Raw genomic sequence first — 22953 nt, 5'->3', positions numbered from 1 at the left:
ACGCTCAGGCGCCCAAATCCAGCCCACTGATCCGCCGCACCGGCGTCTGCACCGCCGCCTCAAACACCCCGGGGCGGCTTTCCAGCAGGCTGAAGTGTTTGCTGGCGCGGGTAATGGCGGTGTAGACCAGCTCCTTGGTCAGCACCGGGTTGCGCGCCTCCGGCAGCACCAGCACGGCGTGCTCGAACTCCGAGCCCTGCGACTTGTGCACGGTCATGGCAAACACCGTCTCCACCTCCGGCAGACGGCTGGGCAGTACGAAGCGAATGCCGCCCTTGCCGTCGTTGCGCGGGAAGGCGACGCGCAGCGCCTCAGTCTCCGGCTCCCCTGCGTGCAGCGCCGGTTCGCGGATGCGCAACGCAATGCCGATGTCGCCATTCATCAAGCCCAGACTGTAGTCGTTGCGGGTGACCAGTACCGGGCGTCCCTCGTACCAGAGCTTGTCGGCGTGCAGCAGGCCACGACGGCTCAGCAGATCCGCCACACGCTGATTGATGCCTTCGACGCCCCAGTCGCCGCGGCGCACCGCACACAGCAGCTGGAAACGGTCGAACTCGCGCAGCACATCGCCCGCCCAGGCTTGCCAGCGGGGATCATCGGCAGCCGCATCTGCGCCCGGGCGCTGCGCCTGCAGCGTGCTCAGATAGGCGCCATAGCCCGGCAGGCCACCCTCGCTGCCCAGCACCAGCGCGGCAAACCCGGGGTCGCGCAGGTCCGTCAGGCGCCGGCTGTGAATATCGGCAAACAGCCCCCGCTGCAGCAGGTCGCGCGCAGCAGTCGCGTCGCAGCGATTAACCGCGCGGGCCAGCTCACCGATGCCGCTGTCAGAACCAAAGCGGTGGGAATGGCGCAACATGGCGGTCTGCTGCTCGAGCAGATGGGTCGACTCGTCACCGGGCTGCAGGCCGCTGCCTGCCAGCGACTGACCGCTGACCTGCTGCAGCCAATCGACCGTGGCCGGTGAGTAGCAACCCGCGTCGGCGCGTCGACACAGATCACCCAGCACCGCGCCGGCTTCCACCGAGGCGAGCTGATCCTTGTCACCGAGCAATACCAGTCGCGCCTGCGGCGGCAACGCGGCCAGCACGTTGGCCATCATTTCCAGATCGATCATCGAGGCCTCGTCCACCACCAGCACATCCAGCGCCAGCGGGTTGCCGGCGTGATGGCGGAAGTGGCGGCTGTCCGGCAGGCTGCCGAGCAGGCGGTGCAGCGTGCTGACCTCGGTCGGGATGGCAGCTTGTACCGCCGGAGCGACCGGCAGCGCGCCGACCTGACGGCCAATCGACTCGGTCAGTCGGGCAGCGGCCTTGCCGGTCGGTGCGGCCAGGCGGATACGCAGCGGCTTGCCCGCTTCCACTGCCGGCGTCTGCAGCAGCGCCAGCAGCCGCACCACCGTGGTGGTCTTGCCGGTACCGGGGCCGCCGGTAATGATGCTGAGACGCCCGCGCGCCGCCAGTGCGCAGGCAATGCGCTGCCAGTCCGGGTTCTGCTGACTGCCGGCAAACAGGGCATCCAGCCGCTCAGGCAGATCCCCGGCAACCTGCAGTGGGTGCTGCAGGCGCTGATGCAGGGTCGAAACAACATGCCGCTCGTGCTGCCAGTAGCGACGCAGATACAAGCGCTGGCCAACCAGCACCAGCGGGCAACTGCCCTGCTCCGGCAGTTGGCTGTCTACCACCCGGCTGGCCTGCAACGCCCCACGCCAGCTGTCCAGCGTAACGCCCGCCAGTATCGCCGACGGCAGCGGCGTATCGATCAGGCTCTCCCCTTCCGGCGGCAGCGACAGGGCAAAATCCGGTTCGGACAGCGTGGCGGCCAGATCCAGGCAAACATGCCCATGGCCCAGTTGATGGCTGACCAGCGCCGCCGCCAGCAGCACTGCCGGGCTGGTTTCCGGCGCCTGCTCCAGCAGAAACCCGGCGAAGGCCCGGTCCAGCGCCCGCAGCCAGCCGTTGGCCCGCCAGTCGTCCAGCAGCTGCAGCAGCGCGTCGCTGCTGTCCAGCTGCGTTGCGGATGCGGGCAGCGCGCCCAGCAGGTCCAGTTGATCACCCTGCATGGTCAATCTCCTCAACCGGTTGGCCGGCGAACAGGCGGTCCAGCGTTTCAATCAGCTCGCGCGGCGGGCGCTGATGGCAGAGGCCGCCGTTTTCCGCGTCCACACCCCGCATGAACCAGTAAAGCGCGCCGCCGATATGACGGTCGTAGTCGTAGTCCGGCAGCCGCGCCTGCAACTGGCGGTGCAGCGCCAGCAGGTAGAAGACATATTGCAGATCGTAACGGTGCTCCAGCAGCGCACGGCTCATGGCCGCCTCGCTATAATCGGCCGCCGTTGCGCCCAGCCAGTTGGACTTGTAGTCGAGCACGTAATAGCGCCCCTCGTGCTCCAGCACCAGGTCGATATAGCCCTTGAACAGGCCGTTCAGACGGTCACGCTGCAGCGCCGGACGCGGCTGCCCGTCCAGCGTCATCGCCGTTACCAGCCGATCGATCTGCTGCACGTCGACCTTGCTGGCGGCAAACATAAAGGCCATTTCGCTCTGGTAACGCGACGGCGGCAGCTCACCCAGCGCCAGCTCGGTACCCGGCACCAGCCCCGGGCGCTGCAGCAATTGCCCCAGCCATTCGCTCAGGCAATCACTCCACTCACCCCAGCCACGGCGCTGGCAGCGCGGCGCCAGCCAGCGGCGGCAACGCTCGGCATCCTGCAACGCCGAGAAGCCTTCCTGCGCCGCCAGCTCCAGCAGACCGTGCAAAAAGGTGCCGGGCTGCGGGCCACGCGGGAAGCGGTGAATACTCGGCTGCTCGCCACGACGCAGTGGCACAAAGCGGCTCTGGCGCTCGTCGTCGGCAATCCACTCGGCCAGCGCGCTGTCGGTACTCTCGCCACTGAGCGCCAGCGCACTGTAGGAGCCGATCCACCATGCATCGAAGCGACCGTGCGCAGGGCGGCGGGCATCGACCAATGCCGGGCCATCATCCAGCAGCGGCAGCCGATCATCACGCGGCTCCGGCGCACCCTGCAGCGCGACCACCTCGCCGTCCGGCTGCCAGCGGGCCAGCCAGTCTTTCAGTTGAATAGATGATTCCAGCGCCGCGCCACCGCCCAGCAGCCAGGCAATGGCACTGCGGTGCAGCACCGACTGCTTGTTGTTGCCGCTCTTGAGGTCGGCCATGCCCAGCCAGCAGGCATGCTGCGCGCGGGTCAGCGCCACATAGAGCAAGCGCAGATCTTCACCGAGCCGCTCGCGGTCAGCCTCGGCCACCTGATCGGTGGTTGGCTTCAATACCCAGCCGTCACTCAGGCGCAGCGGCTGGTCCGCCCGCACCGGGCGGCTCAGGCAGATAAAGGGCAGGAACACCAGCGGGTACTCAAGACCCTTGGACTTGTGGATGGTTACTACCTTGACCAGTTCGGCGTCGCTTTCCAGCCGCAGTACCTGCTCATCAGCAGCCCCCTCGTCCGCCTGCCGAATCAGCTCTGCCAGGTGGCGAATTAGCGCCTGCTCGCCATCCAGCTCGCGGGCGGCGCGCTGCAACAGCTCGGCCAGATGCAGCAGATTGGTCAGCGCGCGCTCGCCATCGTCCTGCTGTTGCAGCCGTGCCGGCAGTTCAAAGTCGTGCAGCAGACGGTGCAGCATCGGCAGCACACCCTGGCGCTGCCAGATGCGCCGGTAATCACGGAACTGGTCGACCCGTTGCTCCCACAGGCGCTCGTCCTGATTCAACTGATCCAGCGCCTGCCAGTTGAGGTGCAGGCTGTGGCTGGCCAGCGCCGCGCGCAGCAGGCGGTCGTTGCCGGGCTCGGCACAGGCGCGCAACCAGCGCAGCACATCCTGCGCCTGTTGGGTTGCCAGCACCGAGTCCTTGTCGGACAGATACACACTGCGCACGCCGCGGGCGGCCAGCGCATCACGAATCAGCTGCGCCTCGCGACCGGTGCGCACCAGCACCGCCATGTCTGCCGGGCGTACAGCGGCGAAGGGTTCTCCGTCACGGGCAAAGCCGGCACGCCCCTGCTGGCCCGCCTGCAGCAGCGCCGTCATCTCGCTGGCGCAGCGCTCGGCCATCTCCCGGCGGTAGACATCACCGCTCAATGGCTCTTCCGATTCCAGCAACCAGGCAGTCAAGGCCGGCGCGGGCTCACCGTCGGAGCACCAGACTTCCTTGCGTCCACGTGCCCCCACCGGCAGAAACGGCATGGGGTTGTCATCAGCCTTGCGAAACAGAAAGGCGCCAGCGGCGAAGTTCTGCTCGGCCTGCTCGAATACCCGATTGACCGCCGTGACCATCGCCTGACTGGAGCGGAAGTTGGTATCCAGATTCTCGTGCCGCCCGGCGGTGTCGCCACGGGCGCGCAGGTAGGTATGAATGTCCGCCCCACGGAAGGCATAGATCGCCTGCTTGGGGTCGCCGATCAGCAGCAGCGCGCAGTCCTGATCGTTTTCCGCTACCCGATAGATGCGGTCGAAGATGCGGTACTGCAGCGGGTCGGTATCCTGAAACTCGTCGATCAGCGCGACCGGGAACTGCTGACGGATAACCTCGGCCAGCCGGTCGCCATTGGGGCCCTGCAGCGCAGCGTCGAGCCGGGTCAGCATGTCGTCGAAGCCCATCTGCGCACGGCGGCGCTTTTCCGCCTCAAAGCGCACCGACATCCAGTCCGCCGCATGGCGCAGCGCATCGCTGTCCGGGCTCGGCAGCGCAGCCAGCGCCTCGCGCAGTTGCGGCAAGCCGCGCAACGCCGGGTGATCGGGCACGGCGCCCTTCTTCCAGGCCTCGCCGAGGCCGTCTTCGCTGAGCCGGGCCCAGGCTGCCGGTGGCAGTTCGAGCTTTATCTGCTCCGGCGTCAGCGCCCATTGGCGCAAGGTCTCGAACCAGGGCGCGTAGTAGCGCTTCTGAATCTTGCGCTTGTCGACCACGCCCTGCTCGACCGCCTGATCCAGCAACGCTTCCAGCTCATCGGCCCACTGCACACAGGGCACCTTGAGCGCGTCCAGTTCGGCATCACGCTGGTTGAGTACCTGCTCCAGCAACGCCTGCAGTTCGGTAGCAGGCGCTGCGGCTGTCGGGTCGAACAACCGGCGCGCCTGCGCCAGCAACGCGTCCGGCTGGCCCCAACCGGACTGCACCCAGGCCAGCGCACTGCCGTGCAGGTGGTAGCAATGCAGCCGCCAGTAATCACGCGCGACCTCGGCCAGCAGGTCGCGCTGGTCGGTTTCCAGCGTTTGGGTAAACAGGCTGCCGCTGTCAAAGGCGTGCTCGCGCAGCATGCGCTGACACCAGCTGTGAATGGTCGATACCGCGGCCTGGTCCATCCACTGGGCGGCGATATCCAGCTTGCGCGCGGCGCTGGCGTGCTCGGCTTCGGGGATATCCGCCAGCAGGCCGGAGAGAATCGGGTCCGGTTCAGTCAGTTCACCGCGGAACGCCTGCGCCCCCTCCACCAGCCGTGCGCGAATGCGGTCGCGCAGTTCCTGGGTCGCGGCCTCGGTAAAGGTCACCACCAGCACGTCCGGCGGCAGCAGTTCACGGCTGAAGGCGTTGTCGCCCTCGCCATGCCCCAGTACCAGCCGCAGGTAAAGCGCCGAGATGGTGAAGGTCTTGCCGGTACCGGCACTGGCTTCAATCAGACGGCTGCCGCGCAGCGGGCAGCGCAGGGCCAGAGGTCGTTGGTTGCTCATGCCTGGTCCTCCGATGCCTGCGTAATCATCAGCCATTCATCCTCAATCGCCTGCGCCAGCGGTTGATACAGTGACTCTGCCCAGCCAATAAATTCGTCGTTCGCCTGCAGGCTGGCAAAGTCGGGATAGCTGCGCTGCAGCGCCGGGCTGCCGTCGACCTCGCCGCGACTGAAGTCGTTGCCCTCGTAGCAGAGCCGCGCGGCACCGAGGCGCTTTTCGTCCTTGCCCTCGGTCAGCCAGGCGAAGGCGGTTTCCACGGCGACCGGCAACGGTCGGCTCAGGCCGTGCAGATACCCCAGCAACCAATCGCGCACGATACTGGCGGCGCGTTCCTGCTCCAGCGGCAGCAGCTGAATGCTGGCGTCGGCACCGATCAGACAGGTCGTGAGCCGGTGACCAGAGGCCGCAGCCAGCACGTGCTGGCACAACTCGCCCAGCAACTTGCGCCAGCGCAACGCGCCCTTTTTACCGAGCAGGCTGCCGGTCACCAGCTGGACCCGCATCAGGCCGTCCAACGGAGCACAGCGGCGCACGCCGGCAAGCCAGCTGACCACTTCGATAGTGGCGTCCGGTGTGCTCGCCACCGCCTGCAGCAGCAACGGATTCTCCAGCGGCTGATCCCACAACAGCAGTTGCTCACGGAAGCGCTCAAGCTGTGCGCCCAAGGGCGCAACCAGTTGCGCCAGGGTCAGCTCACCGAACCCGGCCAGCGGCAAGCTGCCGCGCTGCTGCAGGCGGCTGGCCTGCTCAAGCAGCAGGGCCTGCCAGTCATCCTGCAAATCGGCCTGCTGCACCTGTTCCAGCAGCCACTGACTGAGCTGGTGCCGTTGCAGGCCATCGAGTGCAAAGGGTTCGTCGTCTTCGCTGGTGCTGTGCTGCTCCTGCAGCCAGACCTTCAGCCGAGCGGCAAAAAAGTGCTCAACCGGGTTACGCAGAAAGCGCTGCAGCGCCAGCAGCTCGATGGGCGCTTCCAGCGTGACCGGCGCCAGCGGCTGGTCTGCATCATCGCCAGCACGGGAGTCGTGCAGCTGACGCCACTCGCTGCCGTAACTGAACAACGCGGAATCGGCGCTGAAATAGGCGCGACTGAACGGCTGCAACGGATGCTCGACGGTCAGCGCGTGCAACAGATCAGCGCCATCAGCCGTGTGCCAGCCGGCGGCCAGATGATCGCGCAGCTGCCCGATCAGCACCGACGGCGGCCGTTCGCTGTTGTCGCGGATACTGCGCCCGACCCAGCTGATATGCAGGGCGTCGCGCGCCGACAGCAGCGCCTCCAGCAGCAGATAACGGTCGTCCTCGCGGCGCGAGCGGTCGCCCGGCCGGTAGTCCTTGCCCATCAGATCAAAGTCCAGCGGTGGCTGCGCGCGCGGGTAGTCGCCATCATTCATGCCCAGCAGGCAGATGCGCTTGAACGGAATGGCGCGCATCGGCATCAGCGTGCAGACGTTGACCGCCCCGGCGAGAAAACGCTGGCTGAGCTGGCTCTGGCCGACACCATCGAGCCAGGCCTCGGCCACCACGTTGAGCGGCAGTGCCACGTCCAGCGCGACGCCGTCACACAGCTCCAGCCAGTCGGCCAGCCCCTCGTGCAGCTGCGCCAGCAGCAGTTGATCCCGATCACTCTCGGCGATAAAGAAGTCATCCAGCAGCTGGCGCAGGCGTTCGCCCCATTCACTCGGCACGGTCGCATTGGCCAGCCGCGTTTCGTGGCGGTCCAGTGCATCCAGCAGGCCGCTGAGCGGGCCGATCAGCGCCGCGTCCAGCCCGCCAATCTCGTCATAGGGTTCGATCTGCTGCCAGGCCTCGGCACCGCCGCTGGCGTAACCCAGCAGCATCCGGCGCAGGCCGAAACGCCAGCTATTGGCTTCCAGCCCGTCTGGCAAACCCAGAGCGGCGCGGCGCTGCTGATCCAGCCCCCAGCGGATGCCTGCGCCCTCGATCCAGCGTTGCAGGGTCGGCAGGTCGGCCTCACTCAAACCAAAGCGACTGCGCAGCGCCGGCACATCGAGCAGGTCCAGCACCTCACTGACCGGCAGCCGGCTGTCAGGCAGACGCAGCAGATGTTCCAGTGCAATCAGCAGCGGTTCCTGACCGCGCTGGCCCTGATCAGCCAGGGTAAAGGGAATCGCCCGCGGGTCGTCGCCACTGTGCTGACCAAACACCGCCTGAATATGCGGAGCGTAGAGGTTGACGTCCGGCACCATGACAATGATGTCGCGCGGTTTGAGGTCCGGGTCGGCAGCAAAGGCGGCCAGCAGCTGATCGTGCAGCACTTCGACTTCGCGCTGCGGACTGTGCGCCAGGTGAAAGCGGATGGAGTGATCCCGTGCGGTGTCGACCGCCGGCCACAAGTCGCGCGACTCGGCCAGCGGCCGCAGTTGCAGGATGTCCTGCTGCAGTTGCTGCAGCAGCGTGTTGCCGGCGGGTGCTTCAAACAGGTCAACCCGGCCACCGGCAATATTGGCGAAGCGAGCTTCGTAACTGGCCCGCTCGTCGTGCTGGTCGAGCAGGTTGATGTAGTCACGGCCCTGCTTGCCCCAGGCGGCCAGCAGCGGATGGGCGTGCTGGTGCAGGGTGTTCTCGTCCAGCTGCAGGGGCGTGCCCGGCCGCCTTTGCTGACGACGGTATTCGTGGCGCAGCAGGTCCTGATCGGCAACGATATCGCCCCAGTGGTACTCACAGGGGTTGAGCACGCAGAGCAGCACCTGCGAGAAGCGGCCGATCACCGCCAGCGCCTCGAGCGTCTGCGCCGGCAGCGACGAGATACCGAACACGATCACCCGGCGCGGCAGGCTGGCTGGCCGGCTGTCACAGTCGAGCAGGTGCTGAACAAAGCGCGGATGGATGCCCGCCCGGCTGTCGCTCAGGCGTTCGGCACCCACGTCTGCCAGCACCGCGCGCCAGAGCGCCGGCTGCCAGCGTTCCTCGTCATCCAGCGGCCGCGCGCCGGTACGCGCCAGGCCGATATGGTCGCGCCCGGCGGCCCAGTCGTTCAGCCAGTCGGCGCGGTAAACCTGATACTGGTCAAACAGATCGGCCAGCCGCACCGCCAGTTGGTAACGCTTGCGGCAATCGTGGTCATCGGCGAGAAAACGCTTGAGCGGCGCAAAATCGGGCTGATCCTGCAGTGCGGGCAGCAGCCGCATCAGCCGCCAGGTCAGCGGCTGCTTGTCGAGCGGCGATTGCTCGGGCACGCTGTCGCGTCCCAGAACGCCGCGGTAACTGTCCCAGAGAAACCGCGCCGGCAGCTGCACATCCAGGGCCGCGGCGATGCCGCAGCCGCCCTGAGCAGGGTCGGCAGCCAGCGCCATCTGCAGCCACTGGGCGATGCCGTTGCTCTGCACCAGGATGACTTCGTTTTCCAGCGGCGCCAGCGGGTGCGCCCGCATCCAGTCCACCGCCAGCTCGCGAAGGGTCTCCAGGCGGTTGCCGTGGATGATCATCAAACCGGGGGCGAGGCTGTTGGCGTCCTGCATGGAAGCTCCTTATAGGTGAAGAGACCGCAGTCTATCACCGGGCAGCGACAGGCGCGGTCGCAGCTTACACCGCAAGTGGTTGAGAAGCGTTGGCGAGGCAGGCAGCGCAAGGCAAAGATCGCCGAGAAGCGATCGGAGTCGCGCTCGACTTTACAAATTGTAAATGAGCACTTCGATCGGACTCGCGCCCGAGGCGATCTTTAACGCAGCGATGGCAACGCAGGTAGCTTCTCGGCGACTTGCTAGACCTGGCTGCCCAGAAACCGCCGCTCCCACGGCGTAATTTCATCCATAAAGCTCTGCAGCTCCATGCGTTTGCTGGCCAGGAAGCCGTCAACAAACTCGGCGCCGAACAGCTCACGCGCCAGCGTGCTGCGATCCAGCCGCAGGATCGCGTCGTGCAAGGTGCCGGGCAGGGTCAGCTCGTCCGGCGCCTCGAACTCGCCTTGTGCCGGAGCAGATGGCTCGCACTGGTTGTCGATGCCATACAGTCCCGCCGCGAGCGAAGCGGCCACGCTCAGATAGGGGTTGGCGTCGGCGCCGGGCAGCCGGTTTTCGACACGGCGCGCTTCCGGGCCGCTGGCCGGAATGCGCAGGCCGGCGGAGCGGTTGTCGTAAGACCAGCACAGGTTGTTTGGCGATGCGTACGCGTGGCAGAAACGCTGGTAGGAGTTGATGTAGGGCGCCATCAGCAACGTCAGCTCGCCCATGCACTGCTGCAGGCCACCAATGAAGTGCCCAAAATGCGCCGTGGCCTCGCCGGTCGCCGCATCGGTAAAGATATTGTTGTCGCTCCCCTGCTCCACCACGCTCTGGTGAATGTGCATCGAGCAGCCGGGCACCCGCGCCAGCGGCTTGGCCATGCACACGGCAATCAGCCCGTGCTTGAGCGCGACTTCATGCAGAGCATGCTTGAACAGAAAGGTCTGGTCGGCAATCAGCAGCGGATCACCATGGACAAAATTGATCTCGTACTGGCTGACGCCCATCTCGTGCATAAAGGTATCGCGAGGAATGCCCAGCGCGGCCATGGTGTCGGCCAGCTCGTCGAAGAACGGCTTGAGGCCGCTGCTGGTGCTGACACTGAACGCGCCGTAACCGGCTTCGCGGCGGCCATCAAGCCCCACCGGCGGCTGGAACGGCTGGGTGTCGTCACGGTTGGGCTCGAACAGGAAGAATTCCAGCTCGGTCGCTACCACCGGCGCCCAGCCACGTTCGGCATAACGCTCAACAATCCGACTCAGCAGAGCGCGGGTCGACAGGCCGGAGAGCTGACCATCCAGCTCCACCGCCTCGCAGATCGCCAGCGCGCGCGGACGCTCGATCCACGGCAGCACATGCACCTGATCCAGCAGCGGGCGCAACACCAGATCGCCATCGTCGCTGCCGTAATACTGCGCCTCCGGGTAGCCACCCATCACGCACTGCAGCAGCACGCCACGCGCCAACTGCAAACGGCGATCCGCCAGAAAGCCCTCGCCGGTCATGACCTTGCCACGGGGAATACCGTTCAGATCCGGGGTGACACACTCGACGTCGCCAACGCCGGCAAGGCGTTCGGCAAGGGAACCAAGGGATACGGGGACGTTCATGCAGCACTACCTGTGTTTGATCTAGCCAACATGGCGATGCCGGATCATACCCCATCCGAGCCGCCACCACTCAAGCGCCCGCGCGCGCCATGCCGGCCCTGAATGCAAAAAGGCCAGCGCAAGCGCTGGCCTTTCCTGGTATTGCCGGTGCGGATCAGAAGCTCAGAGCGCGATCGCCCTGCTCATCCTTGATCCGGGTAGGCAGGCCCATTTCGTTCAGCAGGTTGATGAACGGCTTGGGATCCAGCTCTTCGACGTTGACCATCTTGCCCGCATCCCAGGTGCCCTGGGCGATCAGGATGGCTGCGGCAACCGGCGGCACACCGGCAGTGTAGGAAATACCCTGGCTGCCGACTTCGGCGTAGGCTTCGGCGTGGTCCGCTACGTTGTAGATGAACACTTCCTTGTCCTTGCCGTCCTTCTTGCCTTTGACCACATCACCGATGCAGGTCTTGCCGGCGTAGTCCGGGGCCAGCGAAGACGGGTCGGGCAGCACGGCCTTGACCACTTTCAGCGGAATCACTTCCAGGCCTTCGGCAGTGGTGACCGGCTGTTCGGACAGCAGACCGAGGTTTTTCAGCACGGTGAACACGTTGATGTAGTGCTCGCCAAAGCCCATCCAGAACCGCACGTTCGGCACGCCCAGGTTCTGCGACAGTGAGTGCACTTCGTCGTGACCGGTCATGTAGCTGGTCTGCGAGCCGACAACCGGCAGATCGTCGGTACGCTTGACCTCGAACATCTTGTTGCTGGTCCACTGGCTGTTCTGCCAGGACCACACCTGCCCGGTGAACTCACGGAAGTTGATTTCCGGGTCGAAGTTGGTCGCGAAGTACTTGCCGTGGCTGCCGGCGTTGATATCGATGATGTCGATTTCCTCGACGCTATCGAAGTATTCGTTCACCGCAACCGCAGCATAGGCGTTAACCACGCCCGGGTCGAAGCCGACCCCCAGGATCGCGGTGATGCCCTTCTCGGCGCACAGTTCCTTGCGCTTCCACTCGTAGTTGGCGTACCACGGCGGGGTTTCACAGATCTTGTCCGGCTCTTCGTGAATGGCGGTATCCAGGTAGGCAGCACCGGTCTCGATGCAGGCCTGCAATACCGACATATTGATGAAAGCCGATCCGACATTGATCACCAGTTGCGACTGTGTCTTGTCAATCAACGCCTTGGTGGCCTCGATATCGAGGGCATTCAGGGCATGGGCTTGCAATTCACCGGCAACCTTGAGGCTGCCCTTTTCCTTCACGCTGTCGACGATGGCCTGACACTTCTCGGCGGTACGCGACGCGATATGGATGTTACCCAGCACGTCATTGTGCTGGGCGCATTTGTGTGCGACCACCTGGGCCACACCACCGGCACCAATAATCAGAACGTTTTTCTTCATTTCTTTTCCTCGAAACGCCTCCTTGGAAAGGCTGGGTAGGTTATGCCTCAGGAGAGGCTGTCCAGGTAATCCTGGAATCCGAACTCGCGCACCAGTTTCACCGAGCCATCAAGCTCCCTGATTGCAATGGCGGGCATGTTGACGCCGTTGAACCAGTTCTTCTTGACCATGGTGTAACCGGCCGCATCAATAAAGGACAGGCGATCGCCAATCTTCAGCTCGCTGTCAAAATTGAATTCGCCGAAGATGTCGCCAGCCAGACACGACTTGCCACACACCATGTACTGGTGCGGGCCATCGCAGGGCTCCATCTTGGCCTCCTGACGGTAGATCAGCAGATCGAGCATGTGTGCTTCGATCGAGCTGTCGACCACGGCCAGCTGCTTGCCGTTATAGAGGGTGTCGAGCACAGTCACTTCGAGGGAAGTGCTCAGGGTAATGGCGGCCTCGCCGGGCTCCAGGTAAACCTGAACACCGTAGCGCTCGGAGAATGCCTTGAGGCGGGCACAGAAACGATCCAGCGGGTAACCCTCGCCGGTAAAGTGGATACCGCCGCCCAGACTGACCCAGCTCACCTGCTCAAGCAGGTGGCCGAAACGCTCTTCAATCTGTCCGAGCATCTGGTCGAACAGGTCAAAGTCGCTGTTCTCACAGTTGTTGTGAATCATGAAGCCGGAAATCAGCGGCAGCACCGCCTCGATCTTGGCGGCGTCCCACTCGCCCAGACGGCTGAACGGGCGGGCCGGATCAGCAATCAGGAAGTCCGAGCTGCTGACGCCGGGGTTCAGGCGCAGGCCGCGAACCTTGTCGGCCGAGGCCGCGCTGAAGCGAGTCAGCTGACTGATGGAGTTGAAGATGATCTTGTCCGAATGAGCCAGGACTTCGTCGATCTCGTCATCGGCATAGGCCACGCTGTAGGCATGCGTCTCCCCCGGGAACTTGAGCTTGCCAAGTTTCACTTCATTCAGGGAGGAAGAGGTAGTGCCGTCCATGTACTGACTCATGAAGTCGAACACGGACCAGGTAGCAAAGCATTTCAGTGCGAGCAGCGCCTTGGCGCCGGAGTGCTCACGCACATAGGCGATCTTCTCCATGTTGCGTTCGAGCTTGCTCTTGTCGATGAGATAGTACGGCGTCTTGATCAATTCGTTCATACCCTCCAGCTGTCAGAACCCGGTACCGGGCAAGTAAAAGCGCAAAATTATAAATTAACGCGCCAACAGTCGATAGGAAAAATCACCCCCTCAAGCCTAGCCGCCGATTACTGCAGTTTCACTTCAACACAACAAAACATGCAAAAAAAGCATCGAATTTAAAATAAAAATGCATTGGCCATATATTCGCAGTAACTCCTATAGTGTCTGCATGCCGGCGTCGCCGGTTACCAACAACAACTGCGCCGCATGTACGGCGACGACACACGGAGACACCCCATGCGCTCACGCACTGTCATCCTCGGTCTTGGAGCCCTTGCCGCCGGTATAAGCCTGGCGGTCAGCGCTGCCCCCAACCCGGCGACCGAACTCACCGCCGCCAGCAACCATGCGATCCTGGAGCAACTTCCCTTTGCCAACCAGCAAGCCTTCGCCGACGCTCAGCGCGGATTTATCGCCCAGTTACCTGATGGCAAAGTCCTCAACGCCGACGGTTCAGTTGCCTGGGACATGAGCGAGTATGCGTTCCTGAACGACGAGAGCGCACCCGATACCGTTAACCCCAGTCTCTGGCGGCAGGCTCGACTGAACGCCATTCACGGCCTGTTCAAGGTGACCGACGGCATGTACCAGATCCGCGGCATGGATCTGGCCAACATGACGATCATTGAAGGTGACACCGGCCTGATCATCATTGATCCGCTACTGTCTCCCTCCACCGCCAGGGCCGGCCTGGAGCTGTACTACCAGAACCGTCCGCAAAAGCCGGTTGTTGCGGTGCTCTACACCCACAACCACGTCGACCACTGGGGCGGCGTAAAGGGCGTCATCAGCAATGAGGATGTGGCCTCCGGCAAGACGCGTATCTATGCGCCAGTCGGCTTTATGGAGCACGCGGTCTCCGAGAACGTGATTGCCGGTCCCGCCATGAGCCGCCGTGCCATTTACCAGTTCGGCGCCATGCTGCCGCCGGGTGAACGCGGCCATGTGGATACGGGCCTGGGCAAGGCGCTGTCGAAGGGTGATCGCTCCCTGATTGCACCAACCGATACCGTGCCGGATAACGGTAACCTGACCATCGATGGTGTAGAGATCGAGTTTCAGATGGCCCACGGCACCGAAGCAGAATCGGAAATGATGATGTACTTCCCTGCGTTCAAGGTCCTGAACACCGCGGAAATCACCAGCCAGCACATGCACAACGTGTACACCATTCGCGGCGCTGCCGTGCGTGACGCCAGCGCATGGGCCCACTACATCGACCTGGCGCTGGAGCGCTTCGGTGATCGCGCCGACATCGTGGTGGGACAGCACCATTGGCCAATCTGGACCCAGGAGGATGCCAAGCGCTTCCTGTCGGTACAGCGGGACATGTACAAGTACCTGCACGATCAGTCCGTACGCATGATCAACAAGGGCTACCTGCCGGGCGATATCGCCGAGCAGCTGAAACTGCCAGCCAGCCTTGACCAGCAATGGTACGCCCGCGGCTACTACGGCACCCTGCGCCACAACGCCAAGGCCATTTACCAGCGCTACATGGGCTGGTACGACGCCAACCCGGCCAACCTGAACCCGCTACCACCGGTACAGAACGCAGCCAAAACCATCGAATACATGGGCGGTGCCGACAAGGTGATCGAGCAGGCACGCAAGGATTATGACAACGGCGAGTATCGCTGGGTCGCCAGCGTAATGAATCAGGTGGTGTTTGCCGACCCGAGCAATCAGGCCGCCCGCGAGCTGGGTGCCAATGCACTGGAGCAACTCGGTTATCAGGCCGAAGCCGGCACCTGGCGCGGAGCTTACCTGATGGGCGCTCAGGAACTGCGTAACGGCACGCTACCGCCAACCGTGGGCTCGCTGTCACCGGACGTACTGCAGGCGCTGGACACCGGCATGTTCTTCGACCTGATGGGGGTACGACTGGATGCCGCCAAGGCTGAGGGCAAGCATCTGGTAATCAACTGGCAGCTGACAGACACCAATGAGAACTACCGTCTGAACCTGGAGCACTCGACGCTGACCTATCGCGCCAATACTCAGGATGACAACGCCCAGGCAACGGTCAGCATGAACCGCGACACGCTGGACCAGATCCTGCTGCGCCGCACCACCTTCCCGGACGCGGTCAAGGCTGGGCTGATCAAAATCAGCGGCGAACCCAATGCGTTCTTCGGCTTGCTGCAAATGCTGGAAGTACCCTCCGGTGACTTCCCGATCGTGACTCCGGTCAGTAACTGACCTTTTTAGCCCCGTTCGTACCTTGGCGGACGGGGCTCTTCTTCTTCAGGACTGCTGCAGCGAACGCAGCAACCGCTCGGCAAAAAATCCCCGCTGTTCATTCAGGTCAAACAAGCCCGGTGCAAACAACCAGGTCTGGGTCACGCCCATCAACTGGGTGTAAATCATCAACGCCAATTGCCCCGCCGTCTGACCTTGCGGAATCTGGCCCTGTGCCTGTGCGGCGCAAACCAGCGCTTCCAGCGTTTCTATCATGCTCTGGGTCAGCCGCCGCTCACGCTCAAGCGTTGTCAGCATCGCCTCGGTCAGCTCGGTCTTGTTGAGCAGAATCTCGAAGGACTGGCGAAACCAGGCGTCCTCGACCAGCAGCGCAAACCAGCTGCGGACAAAACCGTCGATTCGCTCCAATGGTGACAGACCGGCGCTGCGCGCCTGCGCTACCAACTGCTCGAGAGGTTCCTGCGAATAGGCCAGTACCGCCTCGAACAGGTCGTCCTTGTTCTTGAAGTGCCAGTAGATGGGGCCACGACTGAAACCGGCTTCGGTGCCGATCATGGCCAGCGTGGTGTTGGAATAGCCGTTGCGGCTAAATAACGTCAGCGCCGCCTCTATGATTTTCAGACGGGTTTTTTCCGCGTCTTCTTTGGTTCTGCGCATGGGTGTTCCAGCAGGTGCAGCGGGAGATTGCTCCCGCTGCAGTCAGACTCCTCAGAGGGCGCCGTCGGCAGCCATCTGCATGTACTCGGTATCGAACCGCAGCTTGATGTTAGCGGTATCACCCAAGGTCTTGCCATCGGGCATCGCGATGCCGACAAAGTCAGGCGAGTCTGCGCCTTCGCCGAGCAACCCCTTCTCGAACGAGAACTGGCGAACGCTGTCCATCGCCTCGTAGGCCTCATCACTGCCAATAAAGGCGATGGCGTCAGCCGGTTGCCAGAACATCTTCATGCCGGCCAGCTGTGCTTCATACCCGGCCTGATCGGTCGCAGAAGCTTCGCCGAGGAACGCTCTGGCCTTCTGACCTTCCTCGCTGTCGGTCCCCATCTCGGCCATCAGCTCAAACCAGGCACCGACCAGCGCCTTGCCCAACGCCGGGTTGTCGCGCAGTGTCTCGGTGTTAACGATGGTCAGATCCTTGATATGGCCCGGAATCTGGCTGGAATCAAATACCCGGTTGACGCCCGGCTGGCTGAGAATTTCGTCAAGCAGCGGATTCCAGGTCACTACATTGCGCACGTCGTCGGTATTGAAGGCGGCGACCATATCGGCATCGCTGGTATTGACCACGGTAACATCGCTCTCGCTCAGACCGACCGAGTCCAGCGCGCGGGCCAGCAAATAGTGGGATACCGACAGCTCGACCAGATTGACCTGCTGCCCCTTGAGATCAGCAACACTGGCGCTATCTTTCATCACCATGCCGTCGTTACCGTTGGAGTAGTCCCCAACGATCAAGGCCGTAGTATCTACGCCGCCGGCGGCTGGGATCGACAGCGCGTCCATACTGGTCGCTACCACACCATCAAACTGACCGGCACTGTACTGGTTGATCGACTCGATGTAATCGTTTATCTGCACTATCTCGACGCTGATGCCGTACTTGTCGGCCCACTTTTTCATCAACCCGGACTCGTCGATGTACTTCCACGGAATCCAGCCGGCGTAAATGCTCCAGGCCAGTTTGAAGCTGTCTTTCTCTTCGGCTTGAGCTGAGGGAATCACGGCGACCGATGCCGCCAGTGCAATCATGGCGCCTGAAACAACCTGTTTGAAACGTCGTGCAAATGGAACGGACTTTTTCATGGTTCAACTCCAGATGGTTCTCGTTGGCAATGATGTGAAGTCTTGGCAGTAACTGAGCAGCAAGAACCGCGCCGTATTCGGCACGGAACCGACTTAAAAGAACTTCAGGTAGCGTTGCAGCTCCCAGTCGGAGACGTGGGTGTGATACTCGGTCCATTCCTGGCGCTTGAAGCCGACGAAGCTGTCGAACATCGCATCGCCAAACACCGCGCGCGACAGCGGGTCAGCTTCGAAGGCATCAATTGCTTCGCCAAGGTTCTGCGGCAACAGCTCAATGTCCATTTCACGCACCTGCTGATCGGTGTAGTTGTACATGTTCTCGCGATGGGGATTACCCGGGTCCATGGCTTCGCGAATGCCTTCAAGACCGGCAGCCAGCATCATCGCGGCACCAAGATAGGGGTTGCAGGCGATATCGGCCGCACGGCACTCGACCCGACCGCCTTGCGACGGGATACGCAGCATGTTGGTGCGGTTGTTGTTGCCGTAGCAAACGAATACTGGCGCCCAGGTGGAGCCGGACATGCTGCCCTTGCGCACCAGACGCTTATAGCTGTTTACCGTCGGCGCGATGACTGCGCTGATCGCCTTGGCGTGCTTCATTACGCCGGCGATGAAGTGATACGCCATCTGGGTCACCCCGCAGCCGTAGGGATCTTCGCCATTGGCAGGATCAAACAGATTTCGGCCGGTCTCGCGATCAGCCAGCGACATGTTGTAGTGCGCGCCACTGCCGGTGCGGTTGGCCGACGGCTTGGGCATAAAGCTGGCAAAGCCACCGTGCTTGCGGGCAATCTCGTTGGCCATCAAACGGAAGAAAACCAAGCGGTCAGCCATGCCGAGGGCGTCGGTGTAGGTGAAGTCGGTTTCGAACTGGCCGTTGGCGTCTTCGTGGTCGAAGGAGTACACATCCCAGCCCATGGCATTCATGGCTTCGACCAGCTCGCCCACAATCGGCATGTTGTCCATCAGGCCGCGCGGGTCATAACAGGGTTTGGCGAGGGTATCGCGAGCACTGATCGGCTCGAACCCGCCATCCTCTGAGTCACGAAACAGGAAGAACTCGGTCTCGATACCCAGGTTAAAGGTCAGCCCCATATCAGCGGCCTTGGCTACCTGGCGTTTAAGAATATTACGTGAGCAGGCTTCGAATGGTGCGCCGTCCAGATACAGGTCACTGGCGAACCAGGCCAGTTCGCGATTCCACGGACAGATGGTGGCAGTCGCGGGATCGGGCATGGTCGCGACTTCATTGTCACTGATGTCCTGTGGAACACCGTCCAGCGCAGCGCCAGTGTAGAGCTCCGACCCTTTCATCATCCGCCCCAGATGATTGAGCGGAACAAACTTGCCCTTGATCACCCCGTGCAGATCGACGTAGCCACCCAGAGCGTACTTCACGCCCTTCTCTGCAAGGGACTCTTTCAATTGTTCACTGCTCACATGCTGACTCATGTTGATACTCCGCTGATTCTGTCCGCAACCGCTGCGGCGCTTGGTACGAATCTTTCATTCAACATACATGCCAGCATGCATATTTAATCCATAAGCAGATTCAATCAACTCCCAAACATCACCTCGATGGCACCAACCAAGAGATTGCTATATGTCGATATATCAAGCAGTTAAGAAGCAATTCAGCGTTGGAGACTGGCCACTTCAGAGCGGCAACATACTGCGCGATGCGCATGTCTGCTATCTGCAACTGGGCCAACTCAACGCTGCGCGCGACAACCTGATCATCCTGCCGACGTACTACGGCGGAACACACGAAGGAAATCTGCCCCTGATTGGTGCAGACGGACCACTGGATCCGGAACACTACTGCATTCTCATCCCGAACCTGCTTGGCAACGGCCAATCCAGCTCGCCGTCCAACGCACATCACAGTCAACGCGGCGCGGATTTTCCGATGGTTAGCTTGTACGACAACGTCGCTCTGCAGCACAGACTGGTTGAGGAGCACTTTGCAGGCGCTGAAGTTGCACTGGTAGCCGGCTGGTCAATGGGCGGCATGCAGGCCCTGCAGTGGGGCTGTCTGTATCCGGACCAGGTAAAGCGCGTAGCCAGTATCTGTGCGACAGCTCGTTGCTGGCCACACAACCAGGTGTTTCTGGAAGGAGTCAAGGCAGCACTGACGTGTGACAAAGACTGGGATGGAGGGCGCTACCAATCCCCGCCCAAAGCCGGCCTGAAGGCCTTTGGTCGAGTTTACGCCGGGTGGGCCTACAGCCAGGCGTTCTTTCGTCAAGAACGATACAAAGAACTGGGCTTCGACTCGATAGAGTCGCTGCTACGGTACTGGGAAGAGGACCACGTCGAGCAGGACGCCAACAATCTGCTTGCAGTGTTGCACACCTGGCAACAGGGAGACATCAGCGCCAACCCTGTATGGAACAACGATTTCAGCGCCGCCCTGAAGGGGATTAAAGCCAGGTGCCTGATAATGCCAGGCAGCACTGATCTCTACTTCACCAGCGAGGACGCCTTGAGCGAAGCACAGCAAATACCAAACGCATTTTTTCGGCCACTTGAATCTGACTGGGGGCATTGCGCCGGAGCGCCTGGGCGCAATCCGCTAGATACGAGAAGTATTCTCGATGTGCTAAAGACACTACTGACTGAAGATTAGGGGGAAACAGGGGAGCCGATGCATCCCCTGCAATATCCTAAGGCGTGACCCAAGGTCAGAAGTTGTAGCGGATGCCTGCAGACAACAGGTCCACATCATATTCGTCGCCCACATCGCGGTAACGCTCAAACTCAGCTACCAGCGTCACATGCTCGCCAAGGTTGTAACCACCGCCAACGCCAAACGAGGTGACCCATTCAGTTTGTGAGTCGCTGATTACATCAAAACCATTCACAGACAGATCGAAGTCTGTTTCAAGGCGGTGGTAACCCAATTTCGCAAACAGGCTAAAGCTATCCAGCGGCATGGTTAATACGCCATTCAAACCATATCCTTCAGTGCCAGCATTAAAGCCCAGATTGTTGTTCCCGTCAGTCGCGCGAAACGAAACCTCCCCCAAGTCAACGTACTCGGCTTCAAATGCGAAGTATTGGTTTAGCTTCAGACCTGCACCAATTTTCCAGGCTGTGTCCTTGTTGTCCATAGAGGAGTTAAGGCCTAGCCCTGACGGAACAACATCACCAGTGCTGAGATCAGCATCAGATTGCCCGAGGCTAGCAAACAGGTAGGGCTGAGCCTCCTGCGCTTGAGAGAGGGCTGAGGCCGAGCAAAGTGCAACGACAGTTGCAGCAAACAGTGTTTTTTTGAACATCTTATTAAGTCTCCATATGACAACATGCCACCTTCTTGGTAGCGGTCCTTGCTCTCGGCATTCCTGCCAAGAGATCCCAGATCATAAGGGTTATTGATCTCAGAAAGCCACCCCCCTTACTTGCTACTGATGGAACTATATTCAGAAGACGCGATGACATAGTCCCAATTCAGGTACGTATGTATGCAGAATATCGACCTGACTCTGCCGCCCGCAGCAGCGCTGACCTAGGCGAATTTTCCGCCCGCGCAAAGAAGAACACCCCGACCATGACTGATCGGGGTGTTCGGTATAGGTGCTTGACGATGACCTACTCTCACATGGGGAAGCCCCACACTACCATCGGCGATGCATCGTTTCACTTCTGAGTTCGGGATGGGATCAGGTGGTTCCAATGCTCTATAGTCGTCAAGCAATTTGTTGCTGCCCGCTAGGCGTGCAGCTTAAAAAGCTTGGATGCGTGACAGAAGCTAAGGTGTTTGCAATCTCGCAAGTTCGCGAAGTTGTTTGATTCTGTTTGGCTCGATAACACCAGATTGCTTGGGTGTTATATGGTCAAGCCACACGGGCAATTAGTATTGGTTAGCTCAACGCCTCACAGCGCTTACACACCCAACCTATCAACGTCGTAGTCTTCGACGGCCCTTTAGGGGAGTCAAGCTCCCGGTGAGATCTCATCTTGAGGCAAGTTTCCCGCTTAGATGCTTTCAGCGGTTATCTTTTCCGAACGTAGCTACCCGGCAATGCGTCTGGCGACACAACCGGAACACCAGGGGTTCGTCCAACCCGGTCCTCTCGTACTAAGGTCAGCCCCTCTCAAATCTCAAACGTCCACGGCAGATAGGGACCGAACTGTCTCACGACGTTCTAAACCCAGCTCGCGTACCACTTTAAATGGCGAACAGCCATACCCTTGGGACCGGCTTCAGCCCCAGGATGTGATGAGCCGACATCGAGGTGCCAAACACCGCCGTCGATATGAACTCTTGGGCGGTATCAGCCTGTTATCCCCGGAGTACCTTTTATCCGTTGAGCGATGGCCCTTCCATACAGAACCACCGGATCACTAAGACCTACTTTCGTACCTGCTCGACGTGTTGGTCTCGCAGTCAAGCGCGCTTTTGCCTTTATACTCTACGCACGATTTCCGACCGTGCTGAGCGCACCTTCGTACTCCTCCGTTACTCTTTGGGAGGAGACCGCCCCAGTCAAACTACCCACCATACACTGTCCTCGATCCGGATAACGGACCAGAGTTAGAACCTCAAAGTTGCCAGGGTGGTATTTCAAGGTTGGCTCCACGCAGACTGGCGTCCACGCTTCAAAGCCTCCCACCTATCCTACACAAGCAAATTCAAAGTCCAGTGCAAAGCTATAGTAAAGGTTCACGGGGTCTTTCCGTCTAGCCGCGGATACACTGCATCTTCACAGCGATTTCAATTTCACTGAGTCTCGGGTGGAGACAGCGCCGCCATCATTACGCCATTCGTGCAGGTCGGAACTTACCCGACAAGGAATTTCGCTACCTTAGGACCGTTATAGTTACGGCCGCCGTTTACCGGGGCTTCGATCAAGAGCTTCGCCGAAGCTAACCCCATCAATTAACCTTCCGGCACCGGGCAGGCGTCACACCCTATACGTCCACTTTCGTGTTTGCAGAGTGCTATGTTTTTAATAAACAGTTGCAGCGGCCTGGTATCTTCGACCGACATGGGCTTACGCAGTAAATGCTTCACCCTCATCGGCGCACCTTCTCCCGAAGTTACGGTGCCATTTTGCCTAGTTCCTTCACCCGAGTTCTCTCAAGCGCCTTGGTATTCTCTACCTGACCACCTGTGTCGGTTTGGGGTACGATTTCTAGTTACCTGAAGCTTAGAAGCTTTTCCTGGAAGCATGGCATCAACCACTTCGCGTTCTAAAGAACACTCGTCATCAGCTCTCGGCCTTAGCGACCCGGATTTACCTAAGTCACCAGCCTACAACCTTAAACACGGACAACCAACGCCGTGCTGGCCTAGCCTTCTCCGTCCCTCCATCGCAGTAACTAGAAGTACGGGAATATTAACCCGTTTCCCATCGACTACGCCTTTCGGCCTCGCCTTAGGGGTCGACTCACCCTGCGTCGATTAACGTTGCGCAGGAACCCTTGGTCTTCCGGCGAGGGAGTTTTTCACTCCCTTTGTCGTTACTCATGTCAGCATTCGCACTTCTGATACCTCCAGCCAACTTCTCAATTGACCTTCACAGGCTTACAGAACGCTCCTCTACCGCTCATCTTACGATGAACCCGTAGCTTCGGTGTATGGTTTGAGCCCCGTTA

Annotated in this window: 12 protein-coding genes and 2 rRNA genes (1 of these 14 only partly in view); 2 read left to right on the top strand and 12 right to left on the bottom strand. The window is 61.2% G+C overall.

Annotation, left to right across the window (positions count from 1 at the left end):
• Positions 1 to 4: 4 nt before the first annotated feature.
• The 6 genes from recD to O5O48_RS07420 form a co-directional block, all read right to left on the bottom strand.
• Positions 5 to 2059 carry an exodeoxyribonuclease V subunit alpha gene (gene recD, locus O5O48_RS07445; RefSeq protein WP_269688531.1) on the bottom strand — a complete coding sequence of 685 codons (2055 nt, stop codon included), beginning with the start codon at positions 2057 to 2059 and terminating at the stop codon, positions 5 to 7.
• Positions 2049 to 5684: an exodeoxyribonuclease V subunit beta gene (gene recB, locus O5O48_RS07440; protein WP_269688530.1), complete on the bottom strand. Its 3636-nt coding sequence runs from the start codon at positions 5682 to 5684 to the stop codon at positions 2049 to 2051. Before recB ends, recD begins: the two co-directional genes overlap by 11 nt.
• Positions 5681 to 9163, bottom strand: coding sequence for an exodeoxyribonuclease V subunit gamma (gene recC, locus O5O48_RS07435; protein WP_269688529.1), 3483 nt, complete (start codon positions 9161 to 9163; stop codon positions 5681 to 5683). The genes recB and recC overlap by 4 nt, the downstream gene beginning before the upstream one ends.
• A gap of 242 nt (positions 9164 to 9405) precedes the next feature.
• Positions 9406 to 10755 (bottom strand): glutamine synthetase family protein, encoded by a 1350-nt coding sequence (locus O5O48_RS07430; RefSeq protein WP_269688528.1) that lies wholly within the window; start codon positions 10753 to 10755, stop codon positions 9406 to 9408.
• 154 nt (positions 10756 to 10909) lie between these two features.
• Positions 10910 to 12148: a saccharopine dehydrogenase family protein gene (locus O5O48_RS07425; RefSeq protein WP_269688527.1), complete on the bottom strand. Its 1239-nt coding sequence runs from the start codon at positions 12146 to 12148 to the stop codon at positions 10910 to 10912.
• Between the two features lie 47 nt (positions 12149 to 12195).
• Entirely contained in the window at positions 12196 to 13293 is a 1098-nt protein-coding gene (locus O5O48_RS07420) for a carboxynorspermidine decarboxylase (protein ID WP_269688680.1), read from the bottom strand.
• Positions 13294 to 13581: 288 nt separating this feature from the next.
• Between O5O48_RS07420 and O5O48_RS07415 the strand changes: the two genes are divergently transcribed.
• A complete protein-coding gene (locus O5O48_RS07415) occupies positions 13582 to 15546 on the top strand; it encodes an alkyl/aryl-sulfatase (RefSeq protein ID WP_269688526.1) in 1965 nt (654 codons plus the stop codon).
• A 45-nt stretch (positions 15547 to 15591) separates the two neighbouring features.
• Here the strand turns inward: O5O48_RS07415 and O5O48_RS07410 are convergent, their stop codons facing one another.
• The 3 genes from O5O48_RS07410 to glnT form a co-directional block, all read right to left on the bottom strand.
• On the bottom strand, positions 15592 to 16203 hold the full coding sequence (locus tag O5O48_RS07410; protein WP_088277314.1) for a TetR family transcriptional regulator: 612 nt from the start codon (positions 16201 to 16203) through the stop codon (positions 15592 to 15594).
• A 51-nt stretch (positions 16204 to 16254) separates the two neighbouring features.
• Positions 16255 to 17349 carry a putative urea ABC transporter substrate-binding protein gene (locus tag O5O48_RS07405; RefSeq protein ID WP_434006955.1) on the bottom strand — a complete coding sequence of 365 codons (1095 nt, stop codon included), beginning with the start codon at positions 17347 to 17349 and terminating at the stop codon, positions 16255 to 16257.
• Between the two features lie 93 nt (positions 17350 to 17442).
• Entirely contained in the window at positions 17443 to 18804 is a 1362-nt protein-coding gene (glnT, locus tag O5O48_RS07400) for a type III glutamate--ammonia ligase (RefSeq protein WP_269688525.1), read from the bottom strand.
• Positions 18805 to 18955: 151 nt separating this feature from the next.
• Between glnT and O5O48_RS07395 the strand changes: the two genes are divergently transcribed.
• On the top strand, positions 18956 to 19981 hold the full coding sequence (locus tag O5O48_RS07395; protein WP_269688524.1) for an alpha/beta fold hydrolase: 1026 nt from the start codon (positions 18956 to 18958) through the stop codon (positions 19979 to 19981).
• Positions 19982 to 20036: 55 nt separating this feature from the next.
• Here O5O48_RS07395 and O5O48_RS07390 read toward each other — a convergent pair whose 3' ends face one another.
• The 3 genes from O5O48_RS07390 to O5O48_RS07380 form a co-directional block, all read right to left on the bottom strand.
• On the bottom strand, positions 20037 to 20633 hold the full coding sequence (locus tag O5O48_RS07390) for a porin family protein (RefSeq protein WP_269688523.1): 597 nt from the start codon (positions 20631 to 20633) through the stop codon (positions 20037 to 20039).
• Between the two features lie 297 nt (positions 20634 to 20930).
• Positions 20931 to 21046: ribosomal RNA gene (gene rrf / locus O5O48_RS07385) — 5S ribosomal RNA — on the bottom strand.
• Between the two features lie 138 nt (positions 21047 to 21184).
• Positions 21185 to 22953 (bottom strand): 23S ribosomal RNA (locus tag O5O48_RS07380) (it continues 1120 nt past the right edge of the window).

Origin of the sequence: Halopseudomonas sp. MFKK-1, assembly GCF_027474385.1 — a bacterium.
In the GTDB taxonomy this organism is placed as follows: Bacteria; Pseudomonadota; Gammaproteobacteria; order Pseudomonadales; family Pseudomonadaceae; genus Halopseudomonas; species Halopseudomonas aestusnigri.
The sequence above is the reverse complement of the archived record's forward strand: the minus strand, read 5'-3'. Positions and strand labels throughout refer to the sequence as shown.